Source organism: Micrococcus sp. 2A (assembly GCF_039519235.1).
In the GTDB taxonomy this organism is placed as follows: Bacteria; Actinomycetota; Actinomycetes; order Actinomycetales; family Micrococcaceae; genus Micrococcus.
On the sequence record NZ_CP154351.1, the window covers coordinates 2,162,470 to 2,188,873 of the forward strand.

Annotated in this window: 26 protein-coding genes and 1 tRNA gene; 8 read left to right on the forward strand and 19 right to left on the reverse strand. The window is 71.6% G+C overall.

What is annotated here, in order from left to right; all coding sequences use genetic code 11:
• Positions 1–4: 4 nt before the first annotated feature.
• Positions 5–1,228 (reverse strand): restriction endonuclease subunit S, encoded by a 1,224-nt coding sequence (locus AAG742_RS09930; RefSeq protein ID WP_343282109.1) that lies wholly within the window; start codon positions 1,226–1,228, stop codon positions 5–7.
• On the reverse strand, positions 1,225–3,204 hold the full coding sequence (locus tag AAG742_RS09935; protein ID WP_343282110.1) for a class I SAM-dependent DNA methyltransferase: 1,980 nt from the start codon (positions 3,202–3,204) through the stop codon (positions 1,225–1,227). Before AAG742_RS09935 ends, AAG742_RS09930 begins: the two co-directional genes overlap by 4 nt.
• Before the next feature lie 115 nt (positions 3,205–3,319).
• On the opposite strand from AAG742_RS09935, the gene AAG742_RS09940 reads away from it, so the two are divergent.
• The 3 genes from AAG742_RS09940 (at position 3,320) to AAG742_RS09950 (ending at position 5,272) form a co-directional block, all read left to right on the forward strand.
• Positions 3,320–4,381 (forward strand): AAA family ATPase, encoded by a 1,062-nt coding sequence (locus AAG742_RS09940; RefSeq protein WP_343282111.1) that lies wholly within the window; start codon positions 3,320–3,322, stop codon positions 4,379–4,381.
• Positions 4,382–4,386: 5 nt separating this feature from the next.
• Positions 4,387–4,923 (forward strand): hypothetical protein, encoded by a 537-nt coding sequence (locus AAG742_RS09945; protein ID WP_343282112.1) that lies wholly within the window; start codon positions 4,387–4,389, stop codon positions 4,921–4,923.
• Between the two features lie 166 nt (positions 4,924–5,089).
• On the forward strand, positions 5,090–5,272 hold the full coding sequence (locus AAG742_RS09950; RefSeq protein ID WP_343282428.1) for a helix-turn-helix domain-containing protein: 183 nt from the start codon (positions 5,090–5,092) through the stop codon (positions 5,270–5,272).
• A 339-nt stretch (positions 5,273–5,611) separates the two neighbouring features.
• Here AAG742_RS09950 and AAG742_RS09955 read toward each other — a convergent pair whose 3' ends face one another.
• Positions 5,612–5,983, reverse strand: a complete 372-nt coding sequence (locus AAG742_RS09955; protein ID WP_343282113.1) for a hypothetical protein — start codon at positions 5,981–5,983, stop codon at positions 5,612–5,614.
• Between the two features lie 236 nt (positions 5,984–6,219).
• Complete coding sequence (locus tag AAG742_RS09960; protein WP_343282114.1) at positions 6,220–7,080, reverse strand: transporter substrate-binding domain-containing protein; 861 nt, start codon at positions 7,078–7,080, stop codon at positions 6,220–6,222.
• Positions 7,081–7,240: 160 nt separating this feature from the next.
• On the opposite strand from AAG742_RS09960, the gene AAG742_RS09965 reads away from it, so the two are divergent.
• Entirely contained in the window at positions 7,241–8,068 is an 828-nt protein-coding gene (locus tag AAG742_RS09965) for a hypothetical protein (RefSeq protein WP_298712340.1), read from the forward strand.
• 101 nt (positions 8,069–8,169) lie between these two features.
• Here AAG742_RS09965 and AAG742_RS09970 read toward each other — a convergent pair whose 3' ends face one another.
• Positions 8,170–8,445, reverse strand: a complete 276-nt coding sequence (locus AAG742_RS09970) for a DUF1540 domain-containing protein (RefSeq protein ID WP_298712337.1) — start codon at positions 8,443–8,445, stop codon at positions 8,170–8,172.
• A gap of 236 nt (positions 8,446–8,681) precedes the next feature.
• Between AAG742_RS09970 and AAG742_RS09975 the strand changes: the two genes are divergently transcribed.
• Positions 8,682–10,268, forward strand: coding sequence for an alkaline phosphatase D family protein (locus AAG742_RS09975; protein ID WP_298712334.1), 1,587 nt, complete (start codon positions 8,682–8,684; stop codon positions 10,266–10,268).
• A 48-nt stretch (positions 10,269–10,316) separates the two neighbouring features.
• On the opposite strand, the gene AAG742_RS09980 is transcribed toward AAG742_RS09975, so the two are convergent.
• From AAG742_RS09980 to AAG742_RS09990, 3 genes are all read right to left on the reverse strand, one after another.
• Positions 10,317–10,973 (reverse strand): hypothetical protein, encoded by a 657-nt coding sequence (locus AAG742_RS09980; protein WP_298712332.1) that lies wholly within the window; start codon positions 10,971–10,973, stop codon positions 10,317–10,319.
• A gap of 181 nt (positions 10,974–11,154) precedes the next feature.
• Entirely contained in the window at positions 11,155–11,436 is a 282-nt protein-coding gene (locus AAG742_RS09985) for a ribbon-helix-helix protein, CopG family (RefSeq protein WP_298712329.1), read from the reverse strand.
• 2 nt (positions 11,437–11,438) lie between these two features.
• Entirely contained in the window at positions 11,439–11,624 is a 186-nt protein-coding gene (locus AAG742_RS09990) for a hypothetical protein (protein WP_298712326.1), read from the reverse strand.
• Between the two features lie 265 nt (positions 11,625–11,889).
• On the opposite strand from AAG742_RS09990, the gene AAG742_RS09995 reads away from it, so the two are divergent.
• Positions 11,890–12,435 (forward strand): hypothetical protein, encoded by a 546-nt coding sequence (locus AAG742_RS09995; RefSeq protein WP_343282115.1) that lies wholly within the window; start codon positions 11,890–11,892, stop codon positions 12,433–12,435.
• Positions 12,436–12,551: 116 nt separating this feature from the next.
• Positions 12,552–13,118: a hypothetical protein gene (locus tag AAG742_RS10000; RefSeq protein WP_298712320.1), complete on the forward strand. Its 567-nt coding sequence runs from the start codon at positions 12,552–12,554 to the stop codon at positions 13,116–13,118.
• Positions 13,119–13,305: 187 nt separating this feature from the next.
• Here the strand turns inward: AAG742_RS10000 and AAG742_RS10005 are convergent, their stop codons facing one another.
• The 4 genes from AAG742_RS10005 to AAG742_RS10020 form a co-directional block, all read right to left on the reverse strand.
• Entirely contained in the window at positions 13,306–14,487 is a 1,182-nt protein-coding gene (locus AAG742_RS10005; RefSeq protein ID WP_298712317.1) for an FAD/NAD(P)-binding oxidoreductase, read from the reverse strand.
• Between the two features lie 5 nt (positions 14,488–14,492).
• Entirely contained in the window at positions 14,493–15,452 is a 960-nt protein-coding gene (locus AAG742_RS10010) for a WcbI family polysaccharide biosynthesis putative acetyltransferase (protein WP_298712314.1), read from the reverse strand.
• 97 nt (positions 15,453–15,549) lie between these two features.
• On the reverse strand, positions 15,550–16,890 hold the full coding sequence (locus tag AAG742_RS10015; RefSeq protein ID WP_298712311.1) for a glycosyltransferase: 1,341 nt from the start codon (positions 16,888–16,890) through the stop codon (positions 15,550–15,552).
• Positions 16,887–17,924 (reverse strand): hypothetical protein, encoded by a 1,038-nt coding sequence (locus AAG742_RS10020; protein ID WP_343282116.1) that lies wholly within the window; start codon positions 17,922–17,924, stop codon positions 16,887–16,889. The genes AAG742_RS10015 and AAG742_RS10020 overlap by 4 nt, the downstream gene beginning before the upstream one ends.
• Positions 17,925–18,138: 214 nt before the next feature.
• Between AAG742_RS10020 and AAG742_RS10025 the strand changes: the two genes are divergently transcribed.
• Positions 18,139–20,184 (forward strand): glycosyltransferase, encoded by a 2,046-nt coding sequence (locus tag AAG742_RS10025; protein WP_298712305.1) that lies wholly within the window; start codon positions 18,139–18,141, stop codon positions 20,182–20,184.
• Positions 20,185–20,197: 13 nt separating this feature from the next.
• On the opposite strand, the gene AAG742_RS10030 is transcribed toward AAG742_RS10025, so the two are convergent.
• From AAG742_RS10030 to AAG742_RS10060, 7 genes are all read right to left on the reverse strand, one after another.
• Positions 20,198–21,325, reverse strand: coding sequence for a glycosyl transferase (locus AAG742_RS10030; RefSeq protein WP_298712303.1), 1,128 nt, complete (start codon positions 21,323–21,325; stop codon positions 20,198–20,200).
• On the reverse strand, positions 21,322–22,377 hold the full coding sequence (locus AAG742_RS10035) for a glycosyltransferase (RefSeq protein ID WP_298712300.1): 1,056 nt from the start codon (positions 22,375–22,377) through the stop codon (positions 21,322–21,324). The genes AAG742_RS10030 and AAG742_RS10035 overlap by 4 nt, the downstream gene beginning before the upstream one ends.
• Positions 22,378–22,610: 233 nt before the next feature.
• A tRNA-Ala gene (locus AAG742_RS10040) sits at positions 22,611–22,683 on the reverse strand.
• Positions 22,674–23,177, reverse strand: coding sequence for a VanZ family protein (locus AAG742_RS10045; protein ID WP_298712297.1), 504 nt, complete (start codon positions 23,175–23,177; stop codon positions 22,674–22,676). Before AAG742_RS10045 ends, AAG742_RS10040 begins: the two co-directional genes overlap by 10 nt.
• A gap of 63 nt (positions 23,178–23,240) precedes the next feature.
• Positions 23,241–23,906, reverse strand: coding sequence for an LUD domain-containing protein (locus tag AAG742_RS10050; RefSeq protein WP_298712294.1), 666 nt, complete (start codon positions 23,904–23,906; stop codon positions 23,241–23,243).
• Complete coding sequence (locus AAG742_RS10055) at positions 23,903–25,420, reverse strand: LutB/LldF family L-lactate oxidation iron-sulfur protein (protein WP_298712291.1); 1,518 nt, start codon at positions 25,418–25,420, stop codon at positions 23,903–23,905. Before AAG742_RS10055 ends, AAG742_RS10050 begins: the two co-directional genes overlap by 4 nt.
• Positions 25,417–26,241: a (Fe-S)-binding protein gene (locus tag AAG742_RS10060; protein ID WP_298712288.1), complete on the reverse strand. Its 825-nt coding sequence runs from the start codon at positions 26,239–26,241 to the stop codon at positions 25,417–25,419. The genes AAG742_RS10055 and AAG742_RS10060 overlap by 4 nt, the downstream gene beginning before the upstream one ends.
• Between the last annotated feature and the right edge of the window lie 163 nt (positions 26,242–26,404).

Below are 26,404 nucleotides of genomic sequence, written 5' to 3' on the forward strand. Positions count from 1 at the left end.
GCGGTCAGTCCTCCGTGGGGATCTCGATCTGGCCGGTGACGGCGGCGGTGATGAGCGCGGCACGGCGTTCCTGGGCGAGCTCGATGAACCGCTCCGCCTTGGCGATGAGTGCATCGATCTTCGCGGTCGCGCGGTCGAGGTGGTCGGCGATTTCTCGTTGCTCGTTCAATGACGGGAGCGGCACCGGTGTCCTGGCAAGAGTGCCGAGGTTCAAGCGTCGGAACGTGGCGCCTGTGATCTCGAAGTTCCAGAAATCTCGTGATGCGGCCCCCCGCAATACCCACATCAGATAGCGCCTGTCCGCCCGATCAGGGTCTAGGGCAAGCCGCACGGTGTCCTGCGTCAGATTGGCACCGTCCAGTTCCTCACTGATTTCCATCACGTGCCCATAGGCCGGACCGATCGATGCCACGAGGTCACCCGGGCGCAGAGTCGAACGCTGATACTGCGCTGCGATTTCGACTGTCGTACGACGCAAATCTTGCAGTGCAGGCGTCCCTCCGACACGCGAGATGTCCGCAGGACCGATGTATGGCACACCACCATCATCATGCTCGCCAGCCTGCAGAATGCCGTAAGTCATTGGTCGTTCACGGACCACAAGGTGGCGCAGTTGGACCTGTGGACCGACGTCCGCCAAGCGCGCACGAACTACTTCTTGGCGACGTTCCTTGAGAACCGAACGGAGGCGTTGCTGCTTTTCGATCAGGGCGTCGATCGTGGCGGTCTCGCGGTCGAGGTAGTCCGCGATTCGTCGCTGCTCCTCCCGGCCTGTAGCAGGAACCAGCAGTGATCCCAGATCGCTCGCACTGATCTCCATGAAGGTCGTTCCTCGTCCGAGCGCTTCTAAGATGGGCCTCGCAGCAACAAGGACGTATGCCAGGTACTTCTCGTCGACCGCTGGAGACGGCACAACGGCTTTGCACCCCTGGTTGAACGCAGACCGCCGACTCAGACGACCCACGTAGCCGATCGGTGCCCGACACGACACTGCGAGACCGGAGACTGCGACGGTCGATCCGCTGGAAGCACCGAGCTCAGTCAATGACCGACTCGTCTCAACGATCGAGTCACCGTCGAGTCCACGAAGGTCCGGAGGGGTGACGAACGGCACGTCTCCGTTCCAGTTCACGTCGTCGGCGCGCGGCGTGCCGCCATTGAGCACCGTCGCAACGTGCGCCAGTTTCATGCCACCGTTGGGCGCGAGGGCACCATGCAACGCTGTCACCGCTCGACCTCCTGCAGCAGCTCGATGATCTCGGCCGTGAGCTGCTTGAGCTCGGCGTCGATCTCCGCGAGGGGGCGCGGTGGCACGTACGTGTAGAAGAGCCGGGTGAAGGGGATCTCGTAGCCGATCTTCGTCTTGGACTCGTCGATCCAGGCGCCGGGCACGTGGGGGGCCACCTCGGCCTCGAAGTACTCGTGGATGTCCCGGCCGAAGGGCACCAGTTCGGTGTCCCGCAGCGAGGTGTCCGGCTCCGGCTCGCCCTTCGTGTTCGTCACCACCTCCGCTGCCGGGTCGTGCACGCCAATCGCCCCGGTCAGGGCCTTCACCAGTGGAGCGCCGGCGGTCACGCCGTGCTCCTTCAGCGCCTTCTTCAGGTCCAGCACGAAGGTGGGCTGGTGGCCCCAGACTCGGCCACGCAGGGAGGCGAGGGCGGTCTCGAGAGCCGAGCGGCCGTCGTCGGGAAGCTTGTCCGCCGGCTTGGTGGCGAGCGCCGCCGCGATGGTGGCGTCGTCCACCTCGAAGCGCAGCTGCAGCGGGCGCTCCACGGTGATCTCCCGGTAGCCGAAATCCTGCGGGGTGAGGACCTTGGAGAACTCGGCCTTGTCCTCGGACTGGGCGTCGAAGTCCCGGTAGATGTCCAGCACGCGCTGGCGGTCCGCCGTGGACAGCTCCTTGTTCTTCGAGCCCACGTTGCGCCGCAGCTTGGTGAAGAACGTGCGGGCGTCGATCAGCTGCACCTTGCCGCGGCGGTCTGCCGGCTTGTTGTTGTCCAGCACCCACACGTAGGTGGCGATGCCGGTGTTGTAGAACATGTCCGTGGGCAGCGCGACGATCGCATCCACCAGGTCCGATTCCAGCAGCCAGCGGCGGATCTCGGACGGGCCCGAGCCCGCCCCACCCGTGAACAGCGGGGAGCCGTTGAGGACGATGCCGGCCCGACCTCCGCCCTCCGAGACCGGGCGGAGCTTCGAGGCCACGAGCTGGAGGAACAGCATCTGCCCGTCGCTGATGGCGGGGGTGCCGCCCGGGAAGCGGTTCGTGGCGCCGCCGACGGCGATCTCCTTCTCCACCGCGGTGCGGGAGACCTTCCAGTCGCCGCCGTAGGGCGGGTTGGAGAGGACGTAGTCGAAGCGCTCGGTCAGGTGGGCGTCGTTCTTGAGGGTGTCCCCGCGGGCGATGCCATCCGCGTCCTGGCCCTTGCCGAGCAGCTCGGACTTGCAGATCGCATAGGACTGGTCGTTGAGCTCCTGCCCGAACAGGCGGACCTCCGCGTTCGGGTTCATGCGGCGCAGGCGCTCGTCCAACAGGGAGAGCATGCCGCCGGTGCCGGCCGTGGGGTCATAGACGGTGCGGACCGGGTAGCCGGTGAGGACGTCGTCGTCGTTGGCGGTGAGCAGGTCCACGAGGAGCTTCACCGCGTCGCGCGGGGTGAAGTGCTCACCGGCGGTCTCGTTGGAGGCGGCGGCGAAGCGGCGGATCAGGTCCTCGAAGAGGGTGCCCATCTCCGCGTTAGAGACGGCGTCCGGGGAGAGGTCGATGGAGGCGAACTGCTGCAGGACCAGGAAGAGGCGGTCGTGCTCGTCCAGTTTGGCGACCGTCTTGTCGAACTCGTAATAGGTGAACAGGTCCGCCACGTTCTGGGAGAACCCGTCCACGTAGGCCAGCAGGTTCGTGCGGAGCAGGTCCGGCTCCTGCAGGATGCGGTCCAGGGTGAAGGGGCTGAGGTTGTAGAACGTCAGGCCCGTGCGGGACTCCACCAGGTTGGCGAGGACGAAGTCCGGATGCTCCTTGGCCGCCAGCTCCGCGAAGAACTCCCGGTGCGGGGCCATGACCGCCTCCATGCGGCGGAGGATGGTGAGCGGAAGGACGAGCGTGCCGTACTGGTTCGGCTTGAACACGCCCCGCAGCTGATCCGCGATCCCCCACACGAAGTTCGAGAGGTTCTGCGGGGAGGTGACGGGGGTAGGGGCGGGCATGGGGGCCTTTCAGCAGGGTCGGGTGGAGGCAGAAGGCTGGCCGCATCGACACGCACAGATGCCAGGAGATCACAGGTGTACCCACTTAGGTACACCGGAACAGTACGCTGGTCGCATGGCGAAGCACCCGGTGGCGGGCCTGAAGGCTGAGGCCTTCGGTCCGTTCGAAGCGATCAATGTGGAATTCTCGCGCTCACTGAATGTTGTTCTGGGTGACAACTCCACCGGCAAATCCCAGCTGCTGAAGCTGCTCTATGCGGCCACACGCTCGCTTCGTGAGAACCCCGGTGCGACGAAGCGTGAGCTGCAGCCAGCCATCGCCGACAAGCTGGTGGGGACTTTTCGCCCGGATTCGCTGGGACGCTTGAGCCGCCGCGTTCAGGGGACTGCGCGAAGCAGTGTCCGACTGAAGCTTGAGGGTGTGGGGACACCTTTGGAATTCAGCTTCTCTTCGCGCTCACGCACCGAAGTCGAGCTCGCCAAGCACCCGACGGAGGCCCTCGAGGAGGACCAGCCCGTCTTCATGCCGTCCCACGAACTTCTGTCACTGGGAGCCGATTTCGTCTCCCTCTACGACACATATCAGACCCCCTTCGAAGAGACGTGGCGGGACACTGTACAGCTGCTGCTGTTGCCGGCGCTCCGTGGACCGCGCGGCCGCCGCGCCAACGAGCTCTTGGCTCCCTTCTCCGAGCTTCTCCAAGGAGGAACGGTCTCTGAGGGAGGCGGCCGCTTATATCTCCACCAACCTGGCATCGGAAATCTGGAAGCACCGCTGCTGGCCGAAGGCCACCGGAAGCTGGCGATGATCGTCCGGCTCATCTCCTCCGGGGCACTGTTGGAGAGTGGGTATCTGTTCTGGGACGAGCCCGAGGCCAACCTCAATCCGTCCTCTCAGAAGGCAGTGGCCCATGCCCTCATCCACCTGGCCCGGCATGGGGTGCAGATTTTCGTAGCCACTCACAGCACCTTCCTCCTGCGAGAACTGGAGATGACTCTGGAGAACGAGCGTGACATCGTTCCTCGTTTCATCGGGCTTCAGCGTTCGACTGACGACGGGCAGCCGGACGCAGCTGCCCGCGTCACGGCTGCTTCAGTCGCGGTGATGGAGAACCTGCCCTTCATCGCCGCGCTAGAGGCCGAGGCGCGCCAGGCGGATGACTACCTCGGGATGTGAAACGGATGGCCGAGGTAGAGATCGACGGCACGATCTTCTCCTTCCCTGAGGACTGGAGGGTGGAGGTCTTCGATGAGTGGCCCCAATACCGAGATATCAGCGGTACCGGCCAGATCCACGGATGTGATGTCGTCGCTCTGGATGGCAGCCGTCTATGGATGATCGAGGTAAAAGACTATTCCTACCCAGGCGCCAAGGCACCCGAGAACCTCGACGAGGTACTGCTACGCAAAGCAGTGGGCACCCTCGCCCTGCTGAGCGCGCTGGGAAGGTCACAGAACCAGAGTCCAGCTCAAGACTTCTCCATCGCTTCGCTCCGGGCTCAGGAAATCTACTTGACATTGCACGTAGAACCGGCCGCACAACGACCTCGGCGGATGGCGGCCGGACCATTGATGGCCTACAGCCAGAAAGCTGAATGGGCCGCGCGACGCCTCCATCTGGCCAAGGGGTTCGTGACGTCGAGCCTGATGCCGAACCACCGTACGCCTTGGACGAGTCGCCGGGACCCTGCGACCCGGGGCGCCCACCTCCCGTCCTGACCCTTCCGAGCATCCCCTGCGGGGTGAATCCGAAGATTCCTTCGGAATAAGAGCGCAGAGAACGCCGTAGCCCCCGACCAGATCGCCTTTCCGAAAAACTCTTCGGAAGCCGCCGCCCGCGTGCCACGATGGGGCCACGACCGCCCCGCATCCTGCGATCCGCCGGATCGGTGAGCACGTCCGCGCCACACGCAGGGAGCTCAACCTGGCCCAACAGGAGATGGCAGACCTCGCCGGGATCTCCGACGCCACCGTCCGGCAGATCGAGCGCAGCACAGGCCAGGGCACGCTCTCGTCGCTGCTCGCCGTGCTCGGCGTCTTGGGCCTGGACCTCGAGGCCCGCAGGTGAACGCCCCGGGCCTCAGCTCGCTCGAGCGGGTCAGCACGGCCGACTGCCACAGCCGCGCCCGTCGCCGCACACAACCTCTACCTGCATTTGTTGTTCGCGTGGCTCACCGGCGACAGAGATCTCCACGCGCAGAACATCGCCGTCCTCCAGGCGCCGAGCAGGCGCGGGGTGGTCGCTCCCAGCGGGCCGCGGCGGCGGCCATGCGGGAGGCGCTCGCGGCCGCCGAGGCCGTGGACCTCGCCCGCCTGCCCTTCGATGGGTCGCCGTTGAACAGAGCAGAGCGCGAACTGCGGCACCGGCGGGAGGAGCTGAAGGCCCGACACCCGGACCGGCCCGGCGTCAGGCCCCCACCTGCCCGGGGTGCGGCACGTCCCCGTACACATGCAGCGAGGCCCCGTAGCCGAGCGGCAGGCCGTGACCCTCAGCCCAGCTCGTGAAAACCTCGGTGGTCTCAGCGGCGGTGAGCTTCTGCGCGCCCGTCACCCGGTCGCCCGGAACGTTCTCGGCGTCCTCGTCGGCCCGGCTCCGGCCGATCCGCCAGTTGTAAGCGCCCGCCTCGAACACCCTGGCGATCTCGACCATGACCAGCCCGTCGCCGAGCTGCATGATCTGGGCGTAGCGTGCCACCGGCTCCTCGTCCTCTAAGGTCAGCCGGTCACTCGGTTCGGCGACGCGGTGCACCAGGTCGGTGATCTGCGCGACGAACTCCAACTCGTGCCGCCCCCAGCTCGCCGCCCCCCCTAAGATGCCACCACAGGTCCGAGGCGGCGGCCTCCTGCTCCATCCACTCGACGAACTCTGCGGGGGCATGTCGACCGACCACGGGTTTCCAGTCGGTGAGGAGAGGGACGGGGCGCATGCGGGGTGCATCGTCGTCATAGGCTCGTCCCACCCCGGATCCACGGCCCTGTCCACATGGCCCCGGGCCGGTACCTCCTGCCACCCGCTCACCCCTGCGGCAGACTCAGCTCCACGTCCCCGACCCACGGCTCCGCGAATCCTTCGTACGTCCCGTCCTTCAGCGCGGTGGCCAGCCACTGGTCCACGTAGTGCTTGAACACCTCGTCCCCCTGCGGAAGCATGTACCCCTTCTGGAAGTAGTCGAAGGGCTCGTCCGGGTTCGCGGCGCACAGCTCGGGGTACTCGTGGTCGATATAGAGCACCTCGGAGCGGTCCGTGGTCATCACGTCCGCCTCGCCGGCCGCGAGCGCGTCGAACACCGTGAGGTTGTCGTGCGTCAGCAACTCGCCCTGCGGGTAGTGCTCCCGGGCGAACTTCTCGTTGGTGCCGCCCTCGGGGAAGATCGACCGCACCCCCGGCTGGTTGATCTCCTCCACGGTGTCGTACTTCTCGACGTCCTCGCAGCGGGTGATCGGCGTCTTGCCGTCCTCCTGCGTCGGCACGGTGAAGTACACCTGCTCGGCGCGCTCCGGGTTCAGGGAAATGCCCCCGACGGCGACGTCGCACGCCCCCGACGTGTAGTCGTCCATGAGCGTCTTCCAGCTGGTCTTCACGAACTCCGGCTCCACGCCCATGGTCTCGGCCAGGTCGCGGGCCATGTCCACATCGATGCCCTTCCAGTCGCCGCTCTCGGTCTGCTCGGTGAAGGGCGGATAGTCACCGGTGGAGCAGACACGCAACGTGCCGGCCTCCTTGATGCGTGTGAGTGCGGAGTCGGTGGCGGTGGCGGTGGCAGGTTCCGATGAGCTGCCCGCATCCTGCGCCGTGCCGCAGGAGGTGAGGGTGAGCGCCAGGGCGACGCCGAGGGCCGCCGTCGTGAGTCGGTAGCGGGTAGGGCGGAAGGTCATGATCTGCTGGCTCTCTCGACGACGGCATGTGAGTCCCGTCACCGTAGCCCAGCACCACGCACCCCAACCGCCCCGCACCCGATAAATACACAACACTCTCCTTGCGTATCTCACTGAGGTGTGCCTTACTGGTTCTCGGACCCCCGCCGGAAGGACCCCCATGGCCCACGCCTCCACGCACCCCGCTCATCCGCTGCCGCCCGTGGCGCCCCGTCGCCTGCTGCTGGCCCGGCGGCTGCTCCGCGGCGAGGGCTCCGTCGAGGTCACGGCCTTCCGCGCCGGCGAGACGCTCACCACGGCCGTCCACGGTGTGAGCGCGGACGGCCGCCTCGTGGTCGCCCACGTCCCCAACCTCTTCGGCTCGCTCGGCTCGTTCCACACGCCCGCGCCGCTGGACGTGCGCGTGGACGTCCTGCGCGACGCCCTGGACCTCACACTCCCCACCCGCCTGGCGTCCGTGCATCTGCTCGGCACCCTGCGCTGGTGCCGGGACTCGGCCGAGGTCGCGGAGCTGGGGCTGCGGGGCCGCGTCGCGGACCTCGTGGCCGACGTCGGCCCGCGGGTGCGCGTGGGCGTCGTCGAGACCCAGCGGATCCTGCTGCACGACGTCGACGGCGTCGCCGTGTTCTGCCGCCACACCCTGCCGCTCACGTCGCGCGGGCTCGTCGACCAGGCCGAGCTCGCAGACCTGGCGGACGACGTGCTGGGCACCGCCCCCGAGGCGCTCGCAGACCTGGCCGACGCCGTCGCCCTGGGCCTGCTGCCGGGCGAGAGCACCCCGTTGCAGGTCGGCACCGAATCCTTATCCGAGTCCCCCGCCCACGCCCTCGACGCGGACGAAGCCGGGGTGACCCTGCTGCGCGTCCGCGACGGCGAGACCACCGCGGTACACGTGGCCCTGCCCGGTGCAGGCCGGCTCGACCACAGCCCCCGGCACGCCTGGCGGCGACTGCTGGACGCGATCCCGGCGCGGGTCGCCCACCCCTGAGGCCACGGCCCCAGGCCGGCCTCAGCTCCGAGACGAGGCACGCCCGGGCCCTCGCCGACCTGCGGCGGAGACCCGGGCGTAAGGCGCGACCGGCGGGAAGGTCAGTCGATCGTGTAGGTGGCGCAGGTGGCCACGTCCGTGACCTCGATGCCCTCGGCGGTGCAGGCGAGGTCGGCGTTGAACGTGCACTCGAGGCGGTGGCACGCACCGACGGTCGAGGCGCCCTCGGTCACCGGGCGGCGGACGTCCAGCTGGACGAAGGTGCCGCAGCCGGGCGTGCGGTCGGAGCCGGCGACGGTGATGGCCAGGGCGTTGCAGGACGTCTCGGCATTGAAGGCGCAGGCACTGGCGGCGCAGGTGCGGACGGCGGTGGTCATGGCGTGATCCTCCCGGTTCGGGCCCGCCCCGGGCCGGGGCGGCGCTACTGGAATCGAGATTACTCCGGCCCACAAATAGCACAAGAGGGGCAAGCCTTAGTCGATAGACGATTAGCGTAAATGAATTTTGCGCATTGTCGTGTGTCGTATGGACCGACGTCGCGCCCGCCGGCCACCCCACCTCGCCGTCACCGCCCGGTCACGTCCACGTCACCCACCCCTGCCACCCTGCACGGGTGACCTCGCACACCGATCCCGCGCACCCGATCGCCCACCCCGTCTCCCGCCGCACCGTCCTCGGCGGGGCGGGCCTCGTCGTCGCCTCCGCGGCACTGCTGTCCACGCCGGCCGGCACTGCCCACGCGGCCACCGGCCCCACGCCCTTCACGCTCGGCGTCGCCTCGGGTGACCCGTGGCCCGACGGGGCCGTGATCTGGACGCGCCTGGCGGTGGACCCGCTGGCGCTCGACGGCTTCGGCGGCATGCCGGACCGGTCGTTCCCGGTGGAGTACCAGGTGGCCAGGGACGAGCGGTTCACGCGCGTCGTGCGCTCGGGCACCGTCGCCACGGACCGCTCCCGCGGGTACGCGGTGCACGTGACCCTGACGGGGCTGCAGCCGGGCCGCGAGTACTTCTACCGGTTCCGCGCGCTGGGGCACCTCTCCCGCACGGGCCGCACCGTCACCGCCCCGGCCTTCGGCTCCTCCCCGGAGCACCTGAGCCTGACCGTGGCCTCCTGCGCGAACTGGGAGCACGGCTACTTCACGGCCTACGGACACATGGCCGCCGAGCGCCCGGACCTGATGGTGCACCTGGGCGACTACTACTACGAGATCATGCCGTACGGGTACCCCGTCTCCTCCGGCGTCCCCCGCGCGCACAAGAACGGGGAGTCGCGCACGCTGGCCCAGTACCGGGCCCGCATGGCGCAGTACAAGACGGACCCGCACCTGCAGGACGCGCACGCGGCGGCGCCGTGGCTGGTGATCTGGGACGACCACGAGCTGGAGAACAACTGGGCGGACGAGAAGCCCGAGCTCTGGGACCCGAACTTCCTGGCCCGCCGCGCCGCCGCCTTCCGCGCCTATTACGAGAACATGCCGCTGCGCGCGTCCTCGGTGCCCCAGGGCATCGACCTGCAGCTCTACCGGCGCATCCAGTGGGGCGACCTCGCCACCTTCCACCTCCTGGACACCCGGCAGTACCGCTCGGACCAGGCCAACCTGGACCTCATCAAGGTGGTGGGGGCCGAGGCGAAGGACCCCCGCCGCTCCATCACGGGTGCGGAGCAGGAGGCGTGGCTGCGCGAGGGGTTCAAGACCTCGACGGCGCGCTGGGACCTCATCACGCAGCAGGTGCCGTTCGTGCAGTACGACCGCAGCGCCGGCCCGCTCGTCTGGGGCGACATGGACTCCTGGGACGGCTACGTGGCGTCCCGCGAGCGCGTGGTGGACGCCTGGGTCGAGGCCGGCGTGCGCAACCCGGTGGTGCTGACCGGCGACATCCACGAGGCGTTCGCCTCCGATGTGAAGCGGGACTTCAACGACCTCTCCTCGGCGCCGGTGGGCGTGGAGCTGATCACCACCTCGATCACCTCCGGCGGCGACGGCTCCGACGCGGCGGCCAAGGCCCTGGAGTGGAACCCGCACATCACGTTCAACAACGACCTGCGCGGCTACCTGCGCCTGGACGTCACGCGGGACCTGCTGGAGGCGCGCTTCCAGGTGCTCGACTACGTGAGTGAGCTCGGCTCCTCGGTGCGCACCCGTGCGGCGTTCGGGGTGGCCGACGGCGAGCATCGCCTGCACACGATCCAGGCGTGAGGCGGGCGGGGCCGGGGCGGGCGGGGACGCGACACCGCCCGCCCCGGCTCAGCGACCGGTGAAGCGGGTCATCCAGGCGAAGGGCCCACGGGTGCGGTGCGCGTAGAGGGCGAGGGCGACCAGCAGGGCCCCGAGGGTTCCGACGATCAGGTCCGTCATGGTGTCCGTGTTGCCCTTCTGGGTGTGCGCGCCGAGCACCTGGTCCACAGTGAACTCGCCGACCTCCCAGAGCAGGGCCACGAGCGAGTGCAGCGCCACCACCGTGAGGGCCTCGAGCCCGTGCGGCATGGCCAGGCCGCGGCGGGCGGCCGCGAGACCCAGGACGAGGACGCAGCCCAGCGCGATGGGCACGCCGGAGTAGAAGTGCACCACAGTGTCCCACCAGGGCCAGGCCGCGTACCGGCCGAGGGCGGCGCCCATCCACGGGGCGGCGATCAGCAGAGCCGCGTACATGGCGTGCAGGGACGGGGGCAGGCGGACCCGCGCGGCGCGTTCGACGGCGATCGGCACGGGGACCACCATGGCGATCTGCACGCTGAGCACGGCCGCCTCGCGGTCCCCCTGCGCGGCGAGAACGGCGGCGCCGACGAGGAGGACGAGCGCGGCGAGGATCAGGGGCGAGCGCCGGACGAGGGCCCGCTGACGGGAGCCGGGGGCGGGCCGGGGCACGGCGACGCCGGGGGCGGGAGGGACGTCGCGGCTCATGGTGCTGAGGGTAGCCGGGGCGTGGAGGCGGAGGGTGGTGGAGCGGTGGTCAGCGGAACATTCGCAGGGCGTCGCCCCGGCCGAAGGTGGTGCGCCGGTAGACGGCGTTGTAGGCGGCCCGCTTCGGGTCCCACAGCCCAGCCCATGCCGGGACGGCCCTAGCCAGGAATGAGGGCACGCTTCACGGTGGGGTCTCCCTTGTGTTTGGGGCGGGGTGTTCCTCGATCAGCTGGGAGGTCAGACGCCGGAACTCTTCCTCGAAGATGCGACTCTCGTAGGCGGCTGTCTGCTGGTGCCAGTGGTGGTCTTCCAGCAGGGGGAGCAGCGCGGCGACGGCCATGCGCAGGTAGACACCTCGGGACCGTCCGGTGCGTTCAGACAGGGCATCCAACCGCTGGATGATGTGCTCGGGCAGACGGACAGAGACGACGCGCCCGGAGGGGTGTGGGGACTGCCGGGTCATGCTCACCGGGTCGTGTCGTCCTGCAGGGCGTCGGCCAGGGCCACGGCGGTCTCCAGCAGCGTCGCGTGCGCCTCGCAGTCAGCCGGCGCACCGTCCTGCAGGGCGTCCAGCACGTGCAGGCACGCCTGCACGTCCTCTCGGCTCGCGTGCGCGGTCATGTGCTCGGCCGGGTCCTGAATCGTCGTCATCAGAAGTCCCTCCATCGGTAGTTCGTAAACAGTGTTTACAGACTGCCGATGGCCGTATACCAGGGCAACACGTCCATGGCCACCGGCCGGTTCGTACCTAGCGAATCTCGTCGACCTCTTGTCGGGGGGTTAGGGGCGGAGTACGTTGAGTGTGTTCTATATCACACAAAAGGTGGTTCACATGAACCGGCACTTGTCCAACACCCCCACCCGACGCTCTACCCTGCGGAGGGGATTGGTCAGCCTCGGTGCAGCGGCTGCCCTGGTGCTCGCTCACGCACCCTCTGCCGCGGCTGACTACTATCCGTACGGGAACGGGTCCACGCACTTCACCACGCAGATCATCGGATCAACTAGCACGTGGACCTCCCGGCTGAACTTTGGGCGAACGGCGTGGTCGAGCGTCTCATCGATCAGCGGGACCAGTTCGTCGAATGTGAAGAAGGCAAAGGACGTCGCGGTCACCCAGCCCTGGCTGGGCTTGTACACCCCCAGCGGAACCCGGGCGGCTCGTAGCTTTACCATTCAGGTCAACCGCACGGCCATCTCAAAGGCCTCGGCTAGCAGCGGCGTCGCGGTCGATCTCATAGCCAGGGGCACTGCTACACACGAGTTTGGCCACGCCCTGAGCCTCGCTGACAACCCGACCACCTCGGCGGCTTCGATCATGAAGTACTCCACAAGTCTGAGCCGGACGACCCCCTACGCATACGACTTTGACGGGGTCCGACGCTATGACGGGTCGCTGCGCAGCCCGACCGCTCAGTGCCCGGTGTCCATTCCCACCTCCATCCTGAAGGGATCACTCTGATGAGGTCACCTCGTTCCTCCCTTCCCATCGGTGCAGGCATAGTCGCGGCCGGCCTCCTGCTTGCGGGCTGCAGTGCCCCGGAGGCGGTGGAGGGAGCGCAAGTGCCGTCTCCTGCAATGACTGCCTCGGTTCAGGCCGGGAAGGAGTCAACGGCCCACTCCGCCACACCGGAGACGTCGGCGGAGGAGACTCAAACCCTTCACGCGCGGTACGTCAGCTACAGCACTGCCGAGGACGTTCAGCAGGCGTCGGACTACTCGGTTGTGGGCCGGGTGATCGCATCTCGGGTTGAAGTCTGGGACCTCATGAAGGAGCCTGGCGCGGTGCCGAACCCCAAGGACCCGGAGCCAATGGCCCTTCCCTCAACCGTGTACACCGTGCAGGTCGAAACGGTCGTCAAGGGTGATGTGCAGCCGGGTGAGACCCTGGAGTTCAGCATCTTAGGCGGGGTCAAGGATGGCCAGAAGTTCGAGCTGAGCGGCGCTCCGGTGCTGACCGCGGGGGCCGGAGACCTGTATCTCTTCAACCTTGTAGACGCGGGGTGGTATCCGACGCCGGTCAACCTACAAGAGGGCGTGCTTGCGGTCGAGCAAAATGACGTCCTGCCAGTCACGGGCACGGAGTTGTCGCAGACGGAGCTCGCCGTGCTCAAGGAGTCCGTGTCCGAGGCCCGAGCAGACTGAACCCCGTCGGATCGGCCCACGTGAGGTGCCTCCCCGAGCGGGCGTCCGAGTGAGGGTGCACCAGTCCCATTCAGCGCCCGCTGCGTCCTGACCTCGGAACGAAACCCAGGGCGCTTCAGTCATACGCCCATCCCACCCCGGGCCCGGGATCCTGTCCACACGCCTGGAGCCGGATGCCCCTACAACCTCACACCTTCCCCTTGAGCAGGCGGTTCCAGTAGATCCGCGGCTGGCCGAACCGGTCGAACACGGCCGTGCTTCGGCGGGGCTTCGTCACGTCCACGCCGGGGATCGAGCGGTCCTCGGAGCCGTCCCGGACGTGCTCGTCCAGCACCAGCTCGTCGCGGCTGACCATCACGGGGATCACCGTGTAGCCGTCGTAGCGCTGCAGCTCGCCGCCGTCGTCCGCCGCCTGGATGTTCTGCGCCAGGGCCTTGACCTGCTTGCGCAGGGCGCCGCCGGAAGGCCGCGTCTGCACCGACGCGGCGTCGCCGAGGGCCCACACGTGCGGGTGCCCCCGGTGACGCAGGGTCTCCGGGTCCACGTCCGCGAGCCCGGCGGGGCCGCCGTCGCCCAGGCCCGCCTCCGCGATGAACTCGGGGGCGTGCACCACGGGGGTCACGTAGGCGGCGTCCACCCCGTCGATCCGCTCGCCGGTGCTCAGCGTCACCGTGCGAGCCGCGTGGTCCACGGCGGTCACCTCGGCGCCGGCGTGCACGTGGACGCCATAGCGCACCACGGCGTCGGCGAGGGCGTCGTCGATGGTGGGGCGGTCCAGGATGCGGTCGTAAGGCGTCACCAGATGGACGTCGACCTCGCCGAGGATCCCCGCCCGCTCCCACGCCGCGCATGCCAGGAACAGCGCCTTGAGCACGGTGCCGCCGCACGAGGACGGCTCGGCCGGCACGTTCGCCACCACGCGGTCCCCCGCGGCGACGCCCGCCAGGAGCCGACGCGCGGGCTCCACGTACTCGGGCACATGCGCGCTCGCGGCCCAGCCGGCCCCGTAGGCCGCGCGGAGCCCGTCGATCGCGCTCCACCACGGGGTGAGACCCGGGCACAGCACCAGGTGACGGAAGCCGACGGTGAGTCCGGTCGACGTGGTCGCGGTGCGCGCCGCGGCGTCCACGGCGGCCACGTGGTCCGGGATCCAGTCCACGCCGTCCGGGACCACGGCGTGCATCGACCGCTCGAACCCGGCCATGTCCGCCTGCCCGCCCGCGGCGTAGTTGAGCATGGGGCGGTAGCGGTGCACCTGCTGACCGTCGGCGACGGCGATCCGCCCCGCCCCGTCCTTGAGGAGCTTGGCTGCGAGCGAGATGCCCGCGTTGCCGCCGCCGACGATGAGGACGTCGTATGTCGTCGTCATGGCGATCAGCCCGCCAGTCCGAGCAGGCGCAGCTGGTCCGCGTACTTGCGCATCCCGACCTCGACGGCCAGCGGGTTCTGCGCATACCACTCGAGATGCGTCTGGCGCATCTGCTCGTCCGGGATGAGCTCCCCGCCCACGCTCCAGTCCTCCGTGGGCTCGGCTTCGAGCTCGAGGGCCTCCACCACCGAGGTGTGCAGCGGCGCGCGGACGCCGCCGAGCAGCACGCGCGTCTCGGGCACGGGCTGCACCGTCACCTCGAACGGGAACTGCTCGGCCGTGCGCTCGGCGACGCGCGTGAGCACCACGTTGGTGGGGTGGTTCACCGTGTAGAAGCCGGTGCCGCGCTCCCCCGCCACGATGTCCGCCATGCTGACGGTGCGCTTGGCCTCCTCACGGGTGCGCAGCGCCTGCACGGACGCCGCCGCGGCCGCGCGCAGGGCCTCGGGGGCCACCTCGCGGCGCTGGCCCGTGGCGGCCTCGGCGAGCACGCGGAGGTCGTGGTACGGGACGACGGGCGGGTCCTCGCCTGGCCGCTCAGCGGCGCCGGGGGCGAACTTCCAGTTGCGCAGGGTCACCTGCCACGGGAAGCGCGAGGTGTCGTAGACCACCGGGATCCGGACCACCGGGGCATCCTCGGGCAGCTGCGCGATCAGCTGCTCCGTGCCGATCGGCATGCCGCGGTAGTCGTGGGGGATGGGCTGCGTGACGAGGGCGCGGGTGCGGGTCAGCAGGCGCTCGAGGTGCTCCACCTCGTCCGGCTGGATCTCGAAGGCCGGCGGGACGCGCACCGTGTTCAGCCCGGAGTCACCGAGCATGGCCGTGCCCGGCTCGCCGCCGAGCAGCCGCCGGTACGACTCCGCCTGGCAGTTGCCCCACACGAGCAGCAGGTCCCCCTCCGGCAGGTCCTCGAGCCCGTAGAAGTGCCCGTAGTGCCGCAGCCGGCCCTCGTCCCAGTTCGCCACGTGCGTGCCTCCGTCGTCAGATCATGGTGCTCGGAGCGGTCCTGCGGGCTCCGTCCCGCCTCGAGGCTATCGAGACGGCGCGTCCGCCGCCAGCGGTTCAGCCCCAGCCGCCCCACCAGGCCTCGAGGTCCGGCTCGGCCTCCACCGCGCGCCAGCCCAGATCCGCCGCGCGGACCCGCAGCGTCCGCGCCGGCGGGACGGCCCCCTCGCGGTGCTCGCGCCACCGCGCGCGGGAAGAGGTCAGCGTTGCGAGGACGTCGTCCGCCTCGTCGGTCACCTCCACGCGCTCCACGCCGTCCCGCTCCAGCCTCAGCAGCAAGTCCGAGGCGTCCTTCGGCACAGGGCGCACGCCGGGCTCGGCCGGGCGCACCGGCACCGCGACGTCGACGCCCCAGTCCGGGGCGGATCTCAGGGCCACGCGGGGGTCACTCGGCCCCGCCGCGTCCGGCTCCCCCGCAGGCGCCTCGAGCGCCACGCGCTCGTCGGTCAGGCAGGCCGCGGCGTCGTCGCCCAGCGCCCCGCGCACGAGGAGCCGGGCGCTCGGGAACGCCTGCAGGAGGGCGTCCGCGCCCAGCACGGTGGCGGCGTCGCCGGCGACCCTCAGCGTCACGGCCGCCCGTGCGGGGCGGTCCTCCCCGCCGAGGCCGAGGCTCAGCCCCCGCGCGGTGGGCGCGGCGATCCTCGGCGCGAGGACGAGGGCCTCGCGGTTCTTCACACGCCTGGCCTCGGCCGGGTCCTCGCGGCCGCCGAAGTCCTCCCCGGCCTGCCACGCGACGGCGCGCGGCTCGTACGCGAACGCTCCCCCGGCCCGCCACAGCCGGTGCGCGAGCTCCCAGTCCTCACCCCCGTAGCCGACGAAGGAGGGGTCGAAGCCGCCCGCGTCCTCGTAGACCTCGCGCGCCACCGTGAGCACCGCCGAGATGATGAACCGGTAGGACGTGGAGTCCGCACGCCGCAGGTCCTCGGAGTCGGCGTAGGCCCGCGCGAGCCACGCGGGCTCCTCCAGGCGCGCCCACTCCGGGACGGACTCCCCCGGCCGCCAGCCACCCGCCTCCAGCAGCCGCGGGTCCAGATGACGACGCCGTCCCACCACCACGGCCAGGCCGCTCGCCGCGGGCGCGGCGCACGCGGCGGTGAGGTAGCCGGGCTCGGGGAGCATGTCGCCGTCGAGGAAGGCCAGCACGGAGCCCTCGGCGGCCTGGACCCCCAGCGCGCGGGCCGCCGAGGCGCGGAAGCCGCGGTCCTCGTGGCGCACCACGGCGGAGGCGAAGGGCAGCTCCGCGGGGAGCGCGGGCGGCTCGGGCGAGCCGTCGTCGGCGATCACCACCTGCAGCCGGGAGGCCGGGTGGTCCTGCGCGGCGAGGGCCGCGAGGAGCCGGTCCAGGTCCGCCTGCGCCCGGTAGTAGGGCACCACCACGGAGACCTCGGGCGCGGTCATGCCCACCCGTGGACCGTGGCCCACACGTCCGCGAGCCGCCGCGCGCACGTCTCGGGGCCGGGCTCGAGGCTCGTGCCGGGCGCCAGCCAGGTGCGGCGGTGGTCCTCCACGGCCTCCGCGATGGCCTCGGCCAGCGCGTAGTCCAGGGGACCGGTGTCCACGCCGGTGACCCGCAGCGTGCCGGGCCGCAGGCGCGCCATCTCCTGGACGTACCGGCCGCTCGGCACGATCGGCCGGCGCCCCACGCCCATCCACGAGCCGAGCGAGCCGGACGCCGAGACGTTGCGGTGCGCGGCCAGCGGGATGCCCGCGGCCAGCAGCGCGGCGTCGGAGAGCTCGTCCGGCACGAAGCCCGTGGCGCGGAACTCCAGCCCGCGGTCCCGCGCGCTCTCGCGCAGCTCCCGCACGAGGCGGTCGTGGCCCGCGGAGACCGGGCCGAGCGCGGTCACGCGGCGCGGCGCCCCGCTGCCCGGGCCCCACTGGCGGTGCAGCTCGGCGAGGGCGTCCAGCGCCACGGCGTGGCCCTTGCCCGGGTAGAGGAAGCCGAACACCACCACGTCGTCCTCGAGCCCGGCCAGGTGCTCCGGCAGCTCCGGCCGCGTGTCGGAGAGCATGGCGCGGCGGTCCTCCACGGGCAGCGGCACCACGTGCACGGCCACGTCCACGATGTCGTCCAGCAGCGCCCGCTCGTGCTCCGAGGAGACCACGACGCCGGCCACGTGCCGCGCGATCCGCGCGTAGGCCTCGGCGCGCCGCCGGAAGCGCTCCTCGCCCTCGGCGGCCTGGGGGATGTCGTGCAGGGTGAGCGTCACCGCCGGGGGCAGCACCTCGAGCAGGCAGTCGGCCGCCGCGGCGGGCGAGGGCCCGAACAGCGCGTCCGTCACGTCCAGGTGGACCGCCCGGCCGTCGTCGACGGCGTCCCGGAGGACCCCGGCGAGCCCCAGGAAGTCGGAGGAGTCCGTGGCGTGCAGGGGCTCGACGTCCGCGCCCAGCCCCTGGAGGGTGCGCCGCGCGGCGGCTCCGTGGCGCGTCACGCCGTGCTCGTCTGGACCCACGGTCGCGTACAGCACGCGCCCCCTCGCTTCCGGCTCCATCGTCACTGTTCCTCACGTGGTGGAATGGTGGTCTGCGCGGTGGCGTCGACTCAGGGAGTCGTGCCGGCCCACCGCCCAGGCCAGCCTACGACGTGCGCGGACCCGCGGGGGGACGCGGACACGCCGCTTCCACCGCCGTCCGAAAGCCACCGCCGTGACCCTCACCGTGCAGCACGTGCCCGCCGGGCACCCCTACAGCCGCGCCGTGCGTCCGCTGGACGCCTCCGCGGCCCCGGACGTGGAGTTCTGGCCGGACCCTCCCGTCCCCGGCGCGCCGGAGCACCAGTGGTGGCCGCCCCAGGCGCTCGACGCGCGCTGGCTCGCCGAGCACCGCCCGGACGTGCTGCACGTGCACTTCGGCTTCGAGCACCGCACCCCGGACGAGCTCGCGGCGGCCATGGACGCCCAGCACGCGCACGGCGGGGCCGTGGTGGTCACCGTGCACGACCTCGAGAACCCGCACCTGACGGACCAGACCCTGCACCGGCGGCGCCTCGCCGTGCTCCTGGAGGCCGCCGACGCCGTGTTCACCCTGACCCCCGGCGCGGCCGACGCGGTGGCCCGCGACTACGGGGTGCGGGCCCACGTGGTGCCGCATCCGCACATCGTCCCGCTCGACGCCCTCGCCGAGCTCGCCCCGGCGGACCCCGCCCCCGCCCCGGACGACGCCGGCCCCGCCGCCGGCGAGGGCGACGAGGAGGAGCGCGCCGCCGTCGCCCCCGCCCGCCTCCTGGTGCACGCGAAGGACCTGCGCGCCCAGGTGGACCCCGTGGGGTTCCTGCCCACGCTCGCCGCCGCCGTCGGGATGCTGGACGAGCGCGGCCTGGAGACCCACGTGATCGTGGAGGTGCAGGACTCGGTGCGCAGCGAGGCGGACCTGGAGCGCCTGCGGGAGGGCTGCGAGCACCACGGCTTCGAGCTGTGGCAGCACGCCCGCCTGGCCGATCCCGAGCTGCACGCCCTGCTGCGCCGCGTCGCCGTGTCCGTGCTGCCCTACCGCACGGGCACGCACTCGGGCTGGGTGGAGATGTGCCGGGACCTCGGGGTGCCGGTGGCCGTGGCGGACGTCGGGCACATCGCGGACCAGGCGCGCGCGTGGGTCTCCCCGGACGCGCTCGCCGCGTTCGACCGGCAGGACGCGGACTCCCTCGCCGACGCCCTCGAGCGGCTCCTCCGCGGCCGGCACCGGCTGCGCCCGGTGCCGGTGGCCGCGCGCGCGCGCCAGCGCCGCCGCGTGGCCGCCACCCACGTGGCCGCCTACCGCGAGGCGTGGGCGCGCCGGCACGGCACCCTGAAGACGGTCTCCGTGCTGGTGATCACCGGCCACCGGGACGCTCACCTGGCCCGCCTCCTCGCGGGCCTGGAGCGCTCGGCGCGCCGCCCTGAGCAGGTGGTGGTCGTGTTCATGGACCAGCCCGACGGGGACGTGCCCGCCACGGGCCTGGACGTCACGGTCGGCCACGTGGCCGGCCGGGGCGGACTGCCGCTCGCGGAGGCCCGCAACGCCGCCGCCGCGCTGGCCACGGGCGAGGTGCTCGTGTTCCTCGACGTGGACTGCATCCCCGCCGCGGACACCGTGGGCACGCTCACCTCGGAGGTGGCCGCGCATCCGGGCTCCGTGGTGATGGGCACGCCGCGCTACCTCGGTGCCGGCTGGACCGCCACGCTGCCGTCCGCGGGCACCCTCGGGGACGCGGGCGGCGAGCCCGGCACCGCGTCCCCGCCCCTCACCGACGGCGCCCTGCGCCGCCTCTCCGTGCCCCACCACGGGCGCGCCCACCTGACGGCCGGCCCCTCGGAGGAGTGGCACCTGGTGTGGACGCTCGTGCTGGCGATCGCGCGGTCCGACCTCGAACGGATCGGCGGCTTCGACGCGGGCTTCTCCGGCTACGGCGCCGAGGACACCGACATCGCCTTCCGCGCCCGCGACGCCGGGCTGCGGCTGCGCTTCAGCCCCGCCGAGGTGTTCCACCAGCACCACGGCGTCTTCTCCCCTCCGGTAAACCACCTCGAGGACATCCTGGTGAACGCGAAGCGGTTCCGTGCCGTGCACGGCCGGTGGGCCATGGAGGGGTGGCTGCGCGCCTTCGCGGAGGCCGGCCTGATCGCGTGGGATCCCGCGGGCGAGCGGCTCGAGCTGCTGCGCCGCCCGGGCCCCGAGGAGCTCGCCGCCGCCCGCCGGGAGGACGCCGCGTACTGAGCCCTCGGCCCGCTCAGGCCAGCGCCGCCTCCACCGCGTCCTCCCAGCGGCGGCGGTACTCCGCCGGATCCACGAGGAGGGCGGCGGCCAGGCGGTCCGCGGCGGACGGGTCCGCGAGGGCCCGCTCCACGGCCCCGGACCAGTCCGCGTCCGGGTCCTCCCACGCGCACCACGGCACGCCCGCGGCGCGCTCGGCGGCCCGGGCGAAGAACAGCTGCTCGGCGAAGGGCCGCGGCTCGGGCGCGAGCACCACGGGGCGGCCGGAGCGGGCCGCGTCCACGCTCGCGTTGTGGCCCGCGGACACCACCACGACGTCGGCCTCGGCCGCCCGCACGGGGACGTCGGGCGCCCAGCCGTGCAGGCGCACGTTCCCCGGCAGGCCGGCCGCGCGCGCGACGTCGGCGGGCTCGCCCGCCCCCGCCTCGCCGTCGGCGGCGGGCCGGGCGGCTGTGGCCTCGACTCCGGCGACGGGCCCGTAGACGTCCCACGTCGCGTGCGGGACCGCGGCGGCGGCCCGGGCGAGGGCGGCCGTGCTCACCCCTCCCCCGCCCGTGCCGGTGATGACACCGACGCGCGGACGGGCCGCGCCCGTCGTCGCCGCCGCGGCGCCGAGGCGGCCCGTGACGTCCGGGACGCCCAGGTGGGTGGTGCGCGCACCGTGGACGGCCTGCCACGCGGGGTCCTCGAGCGTGACCCCGTAGTGGGCGATCAGCCGGTCGGCCTCGGCGTAGACGAGCTCGTGGGCGGGGTCGGTGCGGTCGCCGTGCATGCGCCGGTGGATCACCGGGTAGCCCGCCAGGCGCAGGAACAGGGCGGCCTCCACGGAGACGTCCACGACGCACACGTCCGGCTCCGCCTCCTGCGCGGCGGCGAGCAGGGCGGCGAAGCGCGCGCGGATCACCGGGCCGGCGGGCGTGTGGTGCAGGGGCGAGCGCGCGGGCTGGACGTGCCCGTCCACGAGGTCCGTGGGCAGCGGGACGAGACGGGTCCCGGCGGGGAGCATGTCCCCCGCGGCGGGATGCGCCGTCACCACCGTGACGCTGAACGCCCCTGTTCCCGCGAGGTTGGCCGCGTGCCGGACGTGCCCGGATCCGTGCTGGTGGGCGTAGTAGAGGACGCGCCGCCTGCCCCCGCCGGTCACGAGCGCGGCGCCTCGTGGTCCTCGACGACCTGCTCGAGCAGGTCGAGGTAGCCCTCCACCATGGTGTCCGAGCTGAAGCGGCGGGCCCAGGCCTTCACGCGGCCGCGGTCCTTGCGGCGGGCGTGGCGGATGGAGTCGGTGAGCGTCTCGGCGGAGTGGTGCACCGCGAGGTCGCCGGCCTGCGGGGCCACGATCTCGCCCATCGAGCCGGAGAGCAGTGCCGCCACGGGGACCCCGAGCGCCATGGCCTCCACCGTGGCCAGGCCGAACGGCTCGGCCCACAGCGGCGTGGAGAGGTACACCTCGCCGGTGGCCAGCATGTCCGGCAGCGTGGAGTGGTCCAGGTGGCCGTGGTAGACGGTGTCCTCGCCCAGGCGGGGCAGGATCACGTCGTCGTAGTACGCCTGGTCGGAGATCGGCCCGGCGAAGTGCAGCTCCATGCCGGCGCCGCGGGCGGCGTCGATGGCGATGTGCAGGCCCTTCTCCCCCGTGATGCGCGCGGCCCACACGGCGCGGCCCGGCACGGGCGCGGCGTCGCTGACCCACTTCTGCAGCTCGATCCCGTTGGGCACCACGTCCACGCGGGGCAGGCGGTGCTGCCAGGCGATCGCGTTGGACGCGGAGACGGACGCCCAGCGGTGATGCTTCGGGGCGGTCCACCCGGGCTCGTCGAGGACGCGGAGCACGCGGTTCAGCGTGGCCGGGGTGTGGAGCACGGTGAGCATCGGCGCGGAGCGCATGCGCTGCAGCGGCACCGGGGTGAGGGAGTTGTTGAGCACGACGTCGGCGTCCGAGGCCAGCACGGCGTCACAGGCCGCCTCCATCGCGCGCTCGCGCACGGCGACGGCCTCGTCGCCGTCGCCCATGGCGCCCTCCTTCGCCAGGACCGGGATGAACTCACCCGGCACCTGGGTGCCCTCCCGGCCGTACACGCGGACGTCATGGCCGCGGCGGACGAGGTGCTCCACGGTGAGGGCCGTGTGCATCTCGAGGCCGCCGGCGTACGGCGAACGGATGGGATGGAGCATGTGGGTGAGCACCGCGATGCGCATGGGTGGCCCCCTCTCGGCCCGGTGAGGGGCGACGACGCGCCCGGGAGGGGCGGCTGGCGAACAGACGTACGGGCCGACTGTACTGGCGCGCGGGGCGCGCGGAAAGTACACGAGGGCGGGGTCTGTCAAGGGGGTCCGGGAGAGTGATCCGGATCCCCTTCCCGCCGGGCTCGGCCGCGGAACGAGAAAGTCCCGGTCCGCCATCCGTGAGGATCGCGGACCGGGACGGTCCGTGGAGCTAAGGGGAATTGAACCCCTGACCTTTTCATTGCGAACGAAACGCTCTACCAACTGAGCTATAGCCCCAGGTCATGCCCTCTGCTCGAGGACACCGTAGAAGCATACTCCTGCCGTGCACGATCCTCCAATCGGGTCGCACGGCATCCGCGCCGGCGCCCGCCTCCCGGCACGGCCCACCGGCGCATCGCCCGCCCGACGGCGGCGCCCAGCGCCACCCCCGTGAGGTCCGCCGCCACGTCCCACGGATCCGCGCTGCGGTGCGGCACGAGGGTCAGCTGGAGGACCTCGGACACGGGCGCGTGGGCGGCGAGCGGCACGAGCCAGCCGGCCGGGAGCCGGGCGGCGGCGATCAGGGCGGCTGGTGCCGCGAAGATCGCCGCGTGGATCGCCTTGTCCAGGCCCGGCACCTCGAACCCGGCGCTCGGCACGGCCTGGCCCGGAAGGTAGAGGACCACGAGCTGGAGGAGGAGGGCGAGCGCCAGCGCGAGGAGCAGCGGAGCCCGACGGCGGCGGTGCGGCTCGGTCGCGGCGGGCTCGGCGTGGGCGGGGACGGGCGGCATCCGCCCACTGTAGGGCGCGGGCCACACCCGTCCCCGCCGTGCCGCCCGCGGCCGGGAGCGCGGTCAGGCCGCGCCGGTGTCCAGGAGGATCACGTCCAGACGTCGCGGGCCGTGGACGCCCTCGACGCGGACGAGCTCGATGTCCGAGGTGGCAGAGGGGCCCGAGATCATCGTGATCACGGCCGTCGGCGGGACGCGCTCGAGCGCCTCCGGGATGAGCTCCACCACCGACTCGACGGGCACGACGCACACATGGTGGTCGGGCACCAGGCTGAGCGCCCGGCGACCCTCGCCGGGGCGGCCGGTGAGGAAGATCGTGCCGGTCTCGGAGCAGGTCACCGTGGAGCCGGTGACGACGGCGTCGAGCCCGTCGAGCGTGCGGACGGTGAGCGGCTCGCCGGCGGCGCCGTCCACGAGGCGCTCGCGCCCCGCGGCGTCGTCGTCGGCGGGCAGCCACGCGGGGTCCAGCCCCGCGGGGGCCACGTAGCGCGCTCCCGCGCCGAGCAGGGCGCCGATCCGGGCACCCACCGTGGTGAGGTCCTCGCGGTGCACGCTCGCCTTGTAGTCCAGCAGGCGGTCCTCCAGCTGATGGAGGACGTCGGTCCGGCTCGCCTCGGAGTGGCGCCGGTAGGTCCGCTCCACGGGGTCCGGCGTCGGCCCGTCCTGCAGGGCCTCGCGGATGCGGCCGAGGATGGCGCTCTTCGCGTCGATGGGCTGGGGGGCGGTCATCGGTTCTCCTCGCCGTGCTCGTGTCCGTGCCTGCGCCACCACGCGCGGAAGGACTCCCGCGGTGGCGCGGGGACGTCGCGCTCGTCCGTCCAGTGGCCCGCGATGCCCGGCAGCCAGCCGAGCTTGCGGTCCGGCCCGGCGGCCAGGCGGCCGGCGGGCAGGCCACGCTCGGCCAGGCCCATGAGGGTCCCCGAGGACATGACCGTCTTCGCGCCGGCCATGAGCACGTCCATCTGCGAGGGGACGGGGACCCGGCTCTCCTCCCTCTTCCGGGCATGCGTGGCCATCACGTCCTCGTCGCGCAGGTGGACGAGGATCTCCGGGATGTTGATCGCGACGGGGCAGACGTCATAGCAGGCGCCGCACAGCGAGGACGCGTAGGGCAGGGAGCCGTTCTCGCCCTCCTCGACGCCGGTGAGCTGCGGGGAGAGGATCGCGCCGATCGGGCCCGGGTACACCGAGCCGTAGGCATGGCCGCCGGTCTGCTCGTACACGGGGCACACGTTCATGCACGCCGAGCAGCGGATGCAGTGCAGGGCGGAGCGTCCCTCGGGATCGGAGAGGACGGCCGAGCGCCCGTTGTCCAGCAGGACCAGGTGGAACTCCTGGGGCCCGTCACCCTCGGTGACGCCCGTCCACATCGAGGTGTAGGGGTTCATGCGCTCTCCGGTCGAGGAGCGCGGAAGCAGCTGCAGGAAGACCTCGAGGTCCTGGAACGTGGGGACGATCTTCTCGATGCCCATCACCGTGATGAGGGTGTCCGGCAGGGTCAGGCACATGCGGCCGTTGCCCTCGGACTCCACCACGGTGAGCGTGCCGCTCTCGGCCACGCCGAAGTTCGCGCCGGAGATCGCCACCGAGGTGGTGAGGAACTTCTCCCGCAGGTGGGCGCGTGCGGTGTTCGCCAGCTCGGACGGATCGTCCGTGAGGCCGGGATCCGCGGTGGGGATCTCCCGGAGGAAGATGTCCCGGACCTCGCCGCGGTTGCGGTGGATCGCCGGGACGAGGATGTGCGAGGGGCGGTCGTGCCCCAGCTGGACGATCAGCTCCGCCAGGTCGGTCTCCGTGGCAGCGACCCCCGCCTTCGCGAGGGCGGCCTCCAGGCCGATCTCCTGCGTGGCCATGGACTTCACCTTGATGACCTCGTCCACGCCCTTCGCCGTGACCAGGTCCGTGATGATGCGATTCGCCTCCTCCGCGTCCCGCGCCCAGTGCACCACGCCGCCGCGCTCCGTCACGTTCCGTTCGAACTGCTCGAGGAGCTCGGGCAGCTCGGCCATGACCCGCTGCTTGAGGGCGGAGCCCGCCTGACGCAGCTCCGGCCAGTCCGGCAGCTCGTCCACGACGCGGCCGCGCTTCCCGCGGATCGTGTGGGTGGCGTGGCGGATGTTGGTGCGCATCTGGGCGTTGCCCAGCTCCTCGCGCGCGGAGGCGGGGAAGGGCGTCTCCAGCACGATGTCCCCCTGGCCGTGGACGCGGCGGACGGCGGGCATGCCGAGGCGGGTGCGGGTCATCGGACGGCCTCCTTCGGGATGGACAGCTCGACGGGGCCGGAGACGTCCAGCGGATGCTCCCGGGTGGCCGCGAGGATCTCGGCGAAGTGCAGGGTGGTGACGGGTCCGCCGTCGGGAGCCGTGGTGCCCCGCCGAGACATGGCGCCGCCGAGGTGGAGCAGGCAGGACGCGTCGCCGCCCGTGCAGACGGACGCGCCGGACCGCTCGACGTTCGCGATCTTCTCCTCGGCCATCGCCCCGGAGACGTCCGGGTTCTTGAGCGAGAAGGTGCCGCCGAACCCGCAGCACTCCTCGGCGTCCGGCAGCTCGCGAAAGTCGATGTCCGCCACCGTGCGCACGAGGTCCTTCTGCCGGTCGCCGAGCCGGAGCAGGCGCATGCCGTGGCAGGACGGGTGGTAGGTCACCGCGTGCGGGAACCACGAGTCGAGCTGGGCGGCCGCGTCGGTGACGCCGAGGACGTCGGTGAGCAGCTGGGAGAGCTCGTAGGTGCGCCCGGCCACCTCGGCGGCGTCGCGGGCGAGGCCCTCGTCCCCCACGCGACGCGCGACCATCGGCTGCTGGTGCCCCAGGGAGGCGACGCACGAGGCGGAGGGCGCGACGGCGACGTCGTACTCCGCGCGCTGGAAGGCGCGCACGTGGTTGCGGACCACGGGGACCGCATCGTCCAGGTAGCCGCTGTTGATGTGCATCTGGCCGCAGCAGCCCTGGCCCGGCGGGAAGACGACCTCGTGGCCGAGCCGTTCGAGGACGCGCACCGTGGCGAGTGCGACGCGCGGGTGCATGGCGTCCACGATGCACGTGGCGAACAGGGCGATCCTCATGAGCGGTCCCTCCGGGTCGGTCGATGTGGTCAGACAATATCAGGGCAGTGACGCGTGGCACAGGCCCACCCGATCCACGCCGCCCCGGCCGGCCCCGGCAGGCAGGGTGCGTCCGCCGCAGGACGGGCAGGGTCGCCACTGGACTCCTCCCTTGCGCCCGTGA

Excerpts from the sequence above, each read along its gene's own strand:
- AAG742_RS09935 (WP_343282110.1), bottom strand. The coding sequence starts at position 3,204 with ATGCCCGCCCCTACCCCCGTCACCTCCCCGCAGAACCTCTCGAACTTC.
- AAG742_RS09940 (WP_343282111.1), top strand. The coding sequence starts at position 3,320 with ATGGCGAAGCACCCGGTGGCGGGCCTGAAGGCTGAGGCCTTCGGTCCG.
- AAG742_RS09945 (WP_343282112.1), top strand. The coding sequence starts at position 4,387 with ATGGCCGAGGTAGAGATCGACGGCACGATCTTCTCCTTCCCTGAGGAC.
- AAG742_RS09960 (WP_343282114.1), bottom strand. The coding sequence starts at position 7,080 with ATGACCTTCCGCCCTACCCGCTACCGACTCACGACGGCGGCCCTCGGC.
- AAG742_RS09965 (WP_298712340.1), top strand. The coding sequence starts at position 7,241 with ATGGCCCACGCCTCCACGCACCCCGCTCATCCGCTGCCGCCCGTGGCG.
- AAG742_RS09970 (WP_298712337.1), bottom strand. The coding sequence starts at position 8,445 with ATGACCACCGCCGTCCGCACCTGCGCCGCCAGTGCCTGCGCCTTCAAT.
- AAG742_RS09980 (WP_298712332.1), bottom strand. The coding sequence starts at position 10,973 with ATGAGCCGCGACGTCCCTCCCGCCCCCGGCGTCGCCGTGCCCCGGCCC.
- AAG742_RS09985 (WP_298712329.1), bottom strand. The coding sequence starts at position 11,436 with ATGACCCGGCAGTCCCCACACCCCTCCGGGCGCGTCGTCTCTGTCCGT.
- AAG742_RS09990 (WP_298712326.1), bottom strand. The coding sequence starts at position 11,624 with ATGACGACGATTCAGGACCCGGCCGAGCACATGACCGCGCACGCGAGC.
- AAG742_RS10000 (WP_298712320.1), top strand. The coding sequence starts at position 12,552 with ATGACTGCCTCGGTTCAGGCCGGGAAGGAGTCAACGGCCCACTCCGCC.
- AAG742_RS10005 (WP_298712317.1), bottom strand. The coding sequence starts at position 14,487 with ATGACGACGACATACGACGTCCTCATCGTCGGCGGCGGCAACGCGGGC.
- AAG742_RS10015 (WP_298712311.1), bottom strand. The coding sequence starts at position 16,890 with ATGACCGCGCCCGAGGTCTCCGTGGTGGTGCCCTACTACCGGGCGCAG.
- AAG742_RS10035 (WP_298712300.1), bottom strand. The coding sequence starts at position 22,377 with ATGCGCATCGCGGTGCTCACCCACATGCTCCATCCCATCCGTTCGCCG.
- AAG742_RS10045 (WP_298712297.1), bottom strand. The coding sequence starts at position 23,177 with ATGCCGCCCGTCCCCGCCCACGCCGAGCCCGCCGCGACCGAGCCGCAC.
- AAG742_RS10050 (WP_298712294.1), bottom strand. The coding sequence starts at position 23,906 with ATGACCGCCCCCCAGCCCATCGACGCGAAGAGCGCCATCCTCGGCCGC.
- AAG742_RS10055 (WP_298712291.1), bottom strand. The coding sequence starts at position 25,420 with ATGACCCGCACCCGCCTCGGCATGCCCGCCGTCCGCCGCGTCCACGGC.
- AAG742_RS10060 (WP_298712288.1), bottom strand. The coding sequence starts at position 26,241 with ATGAGGATCGCCCTGTTCGCCACGTGCATCGTGGACGCCATGCACCCG.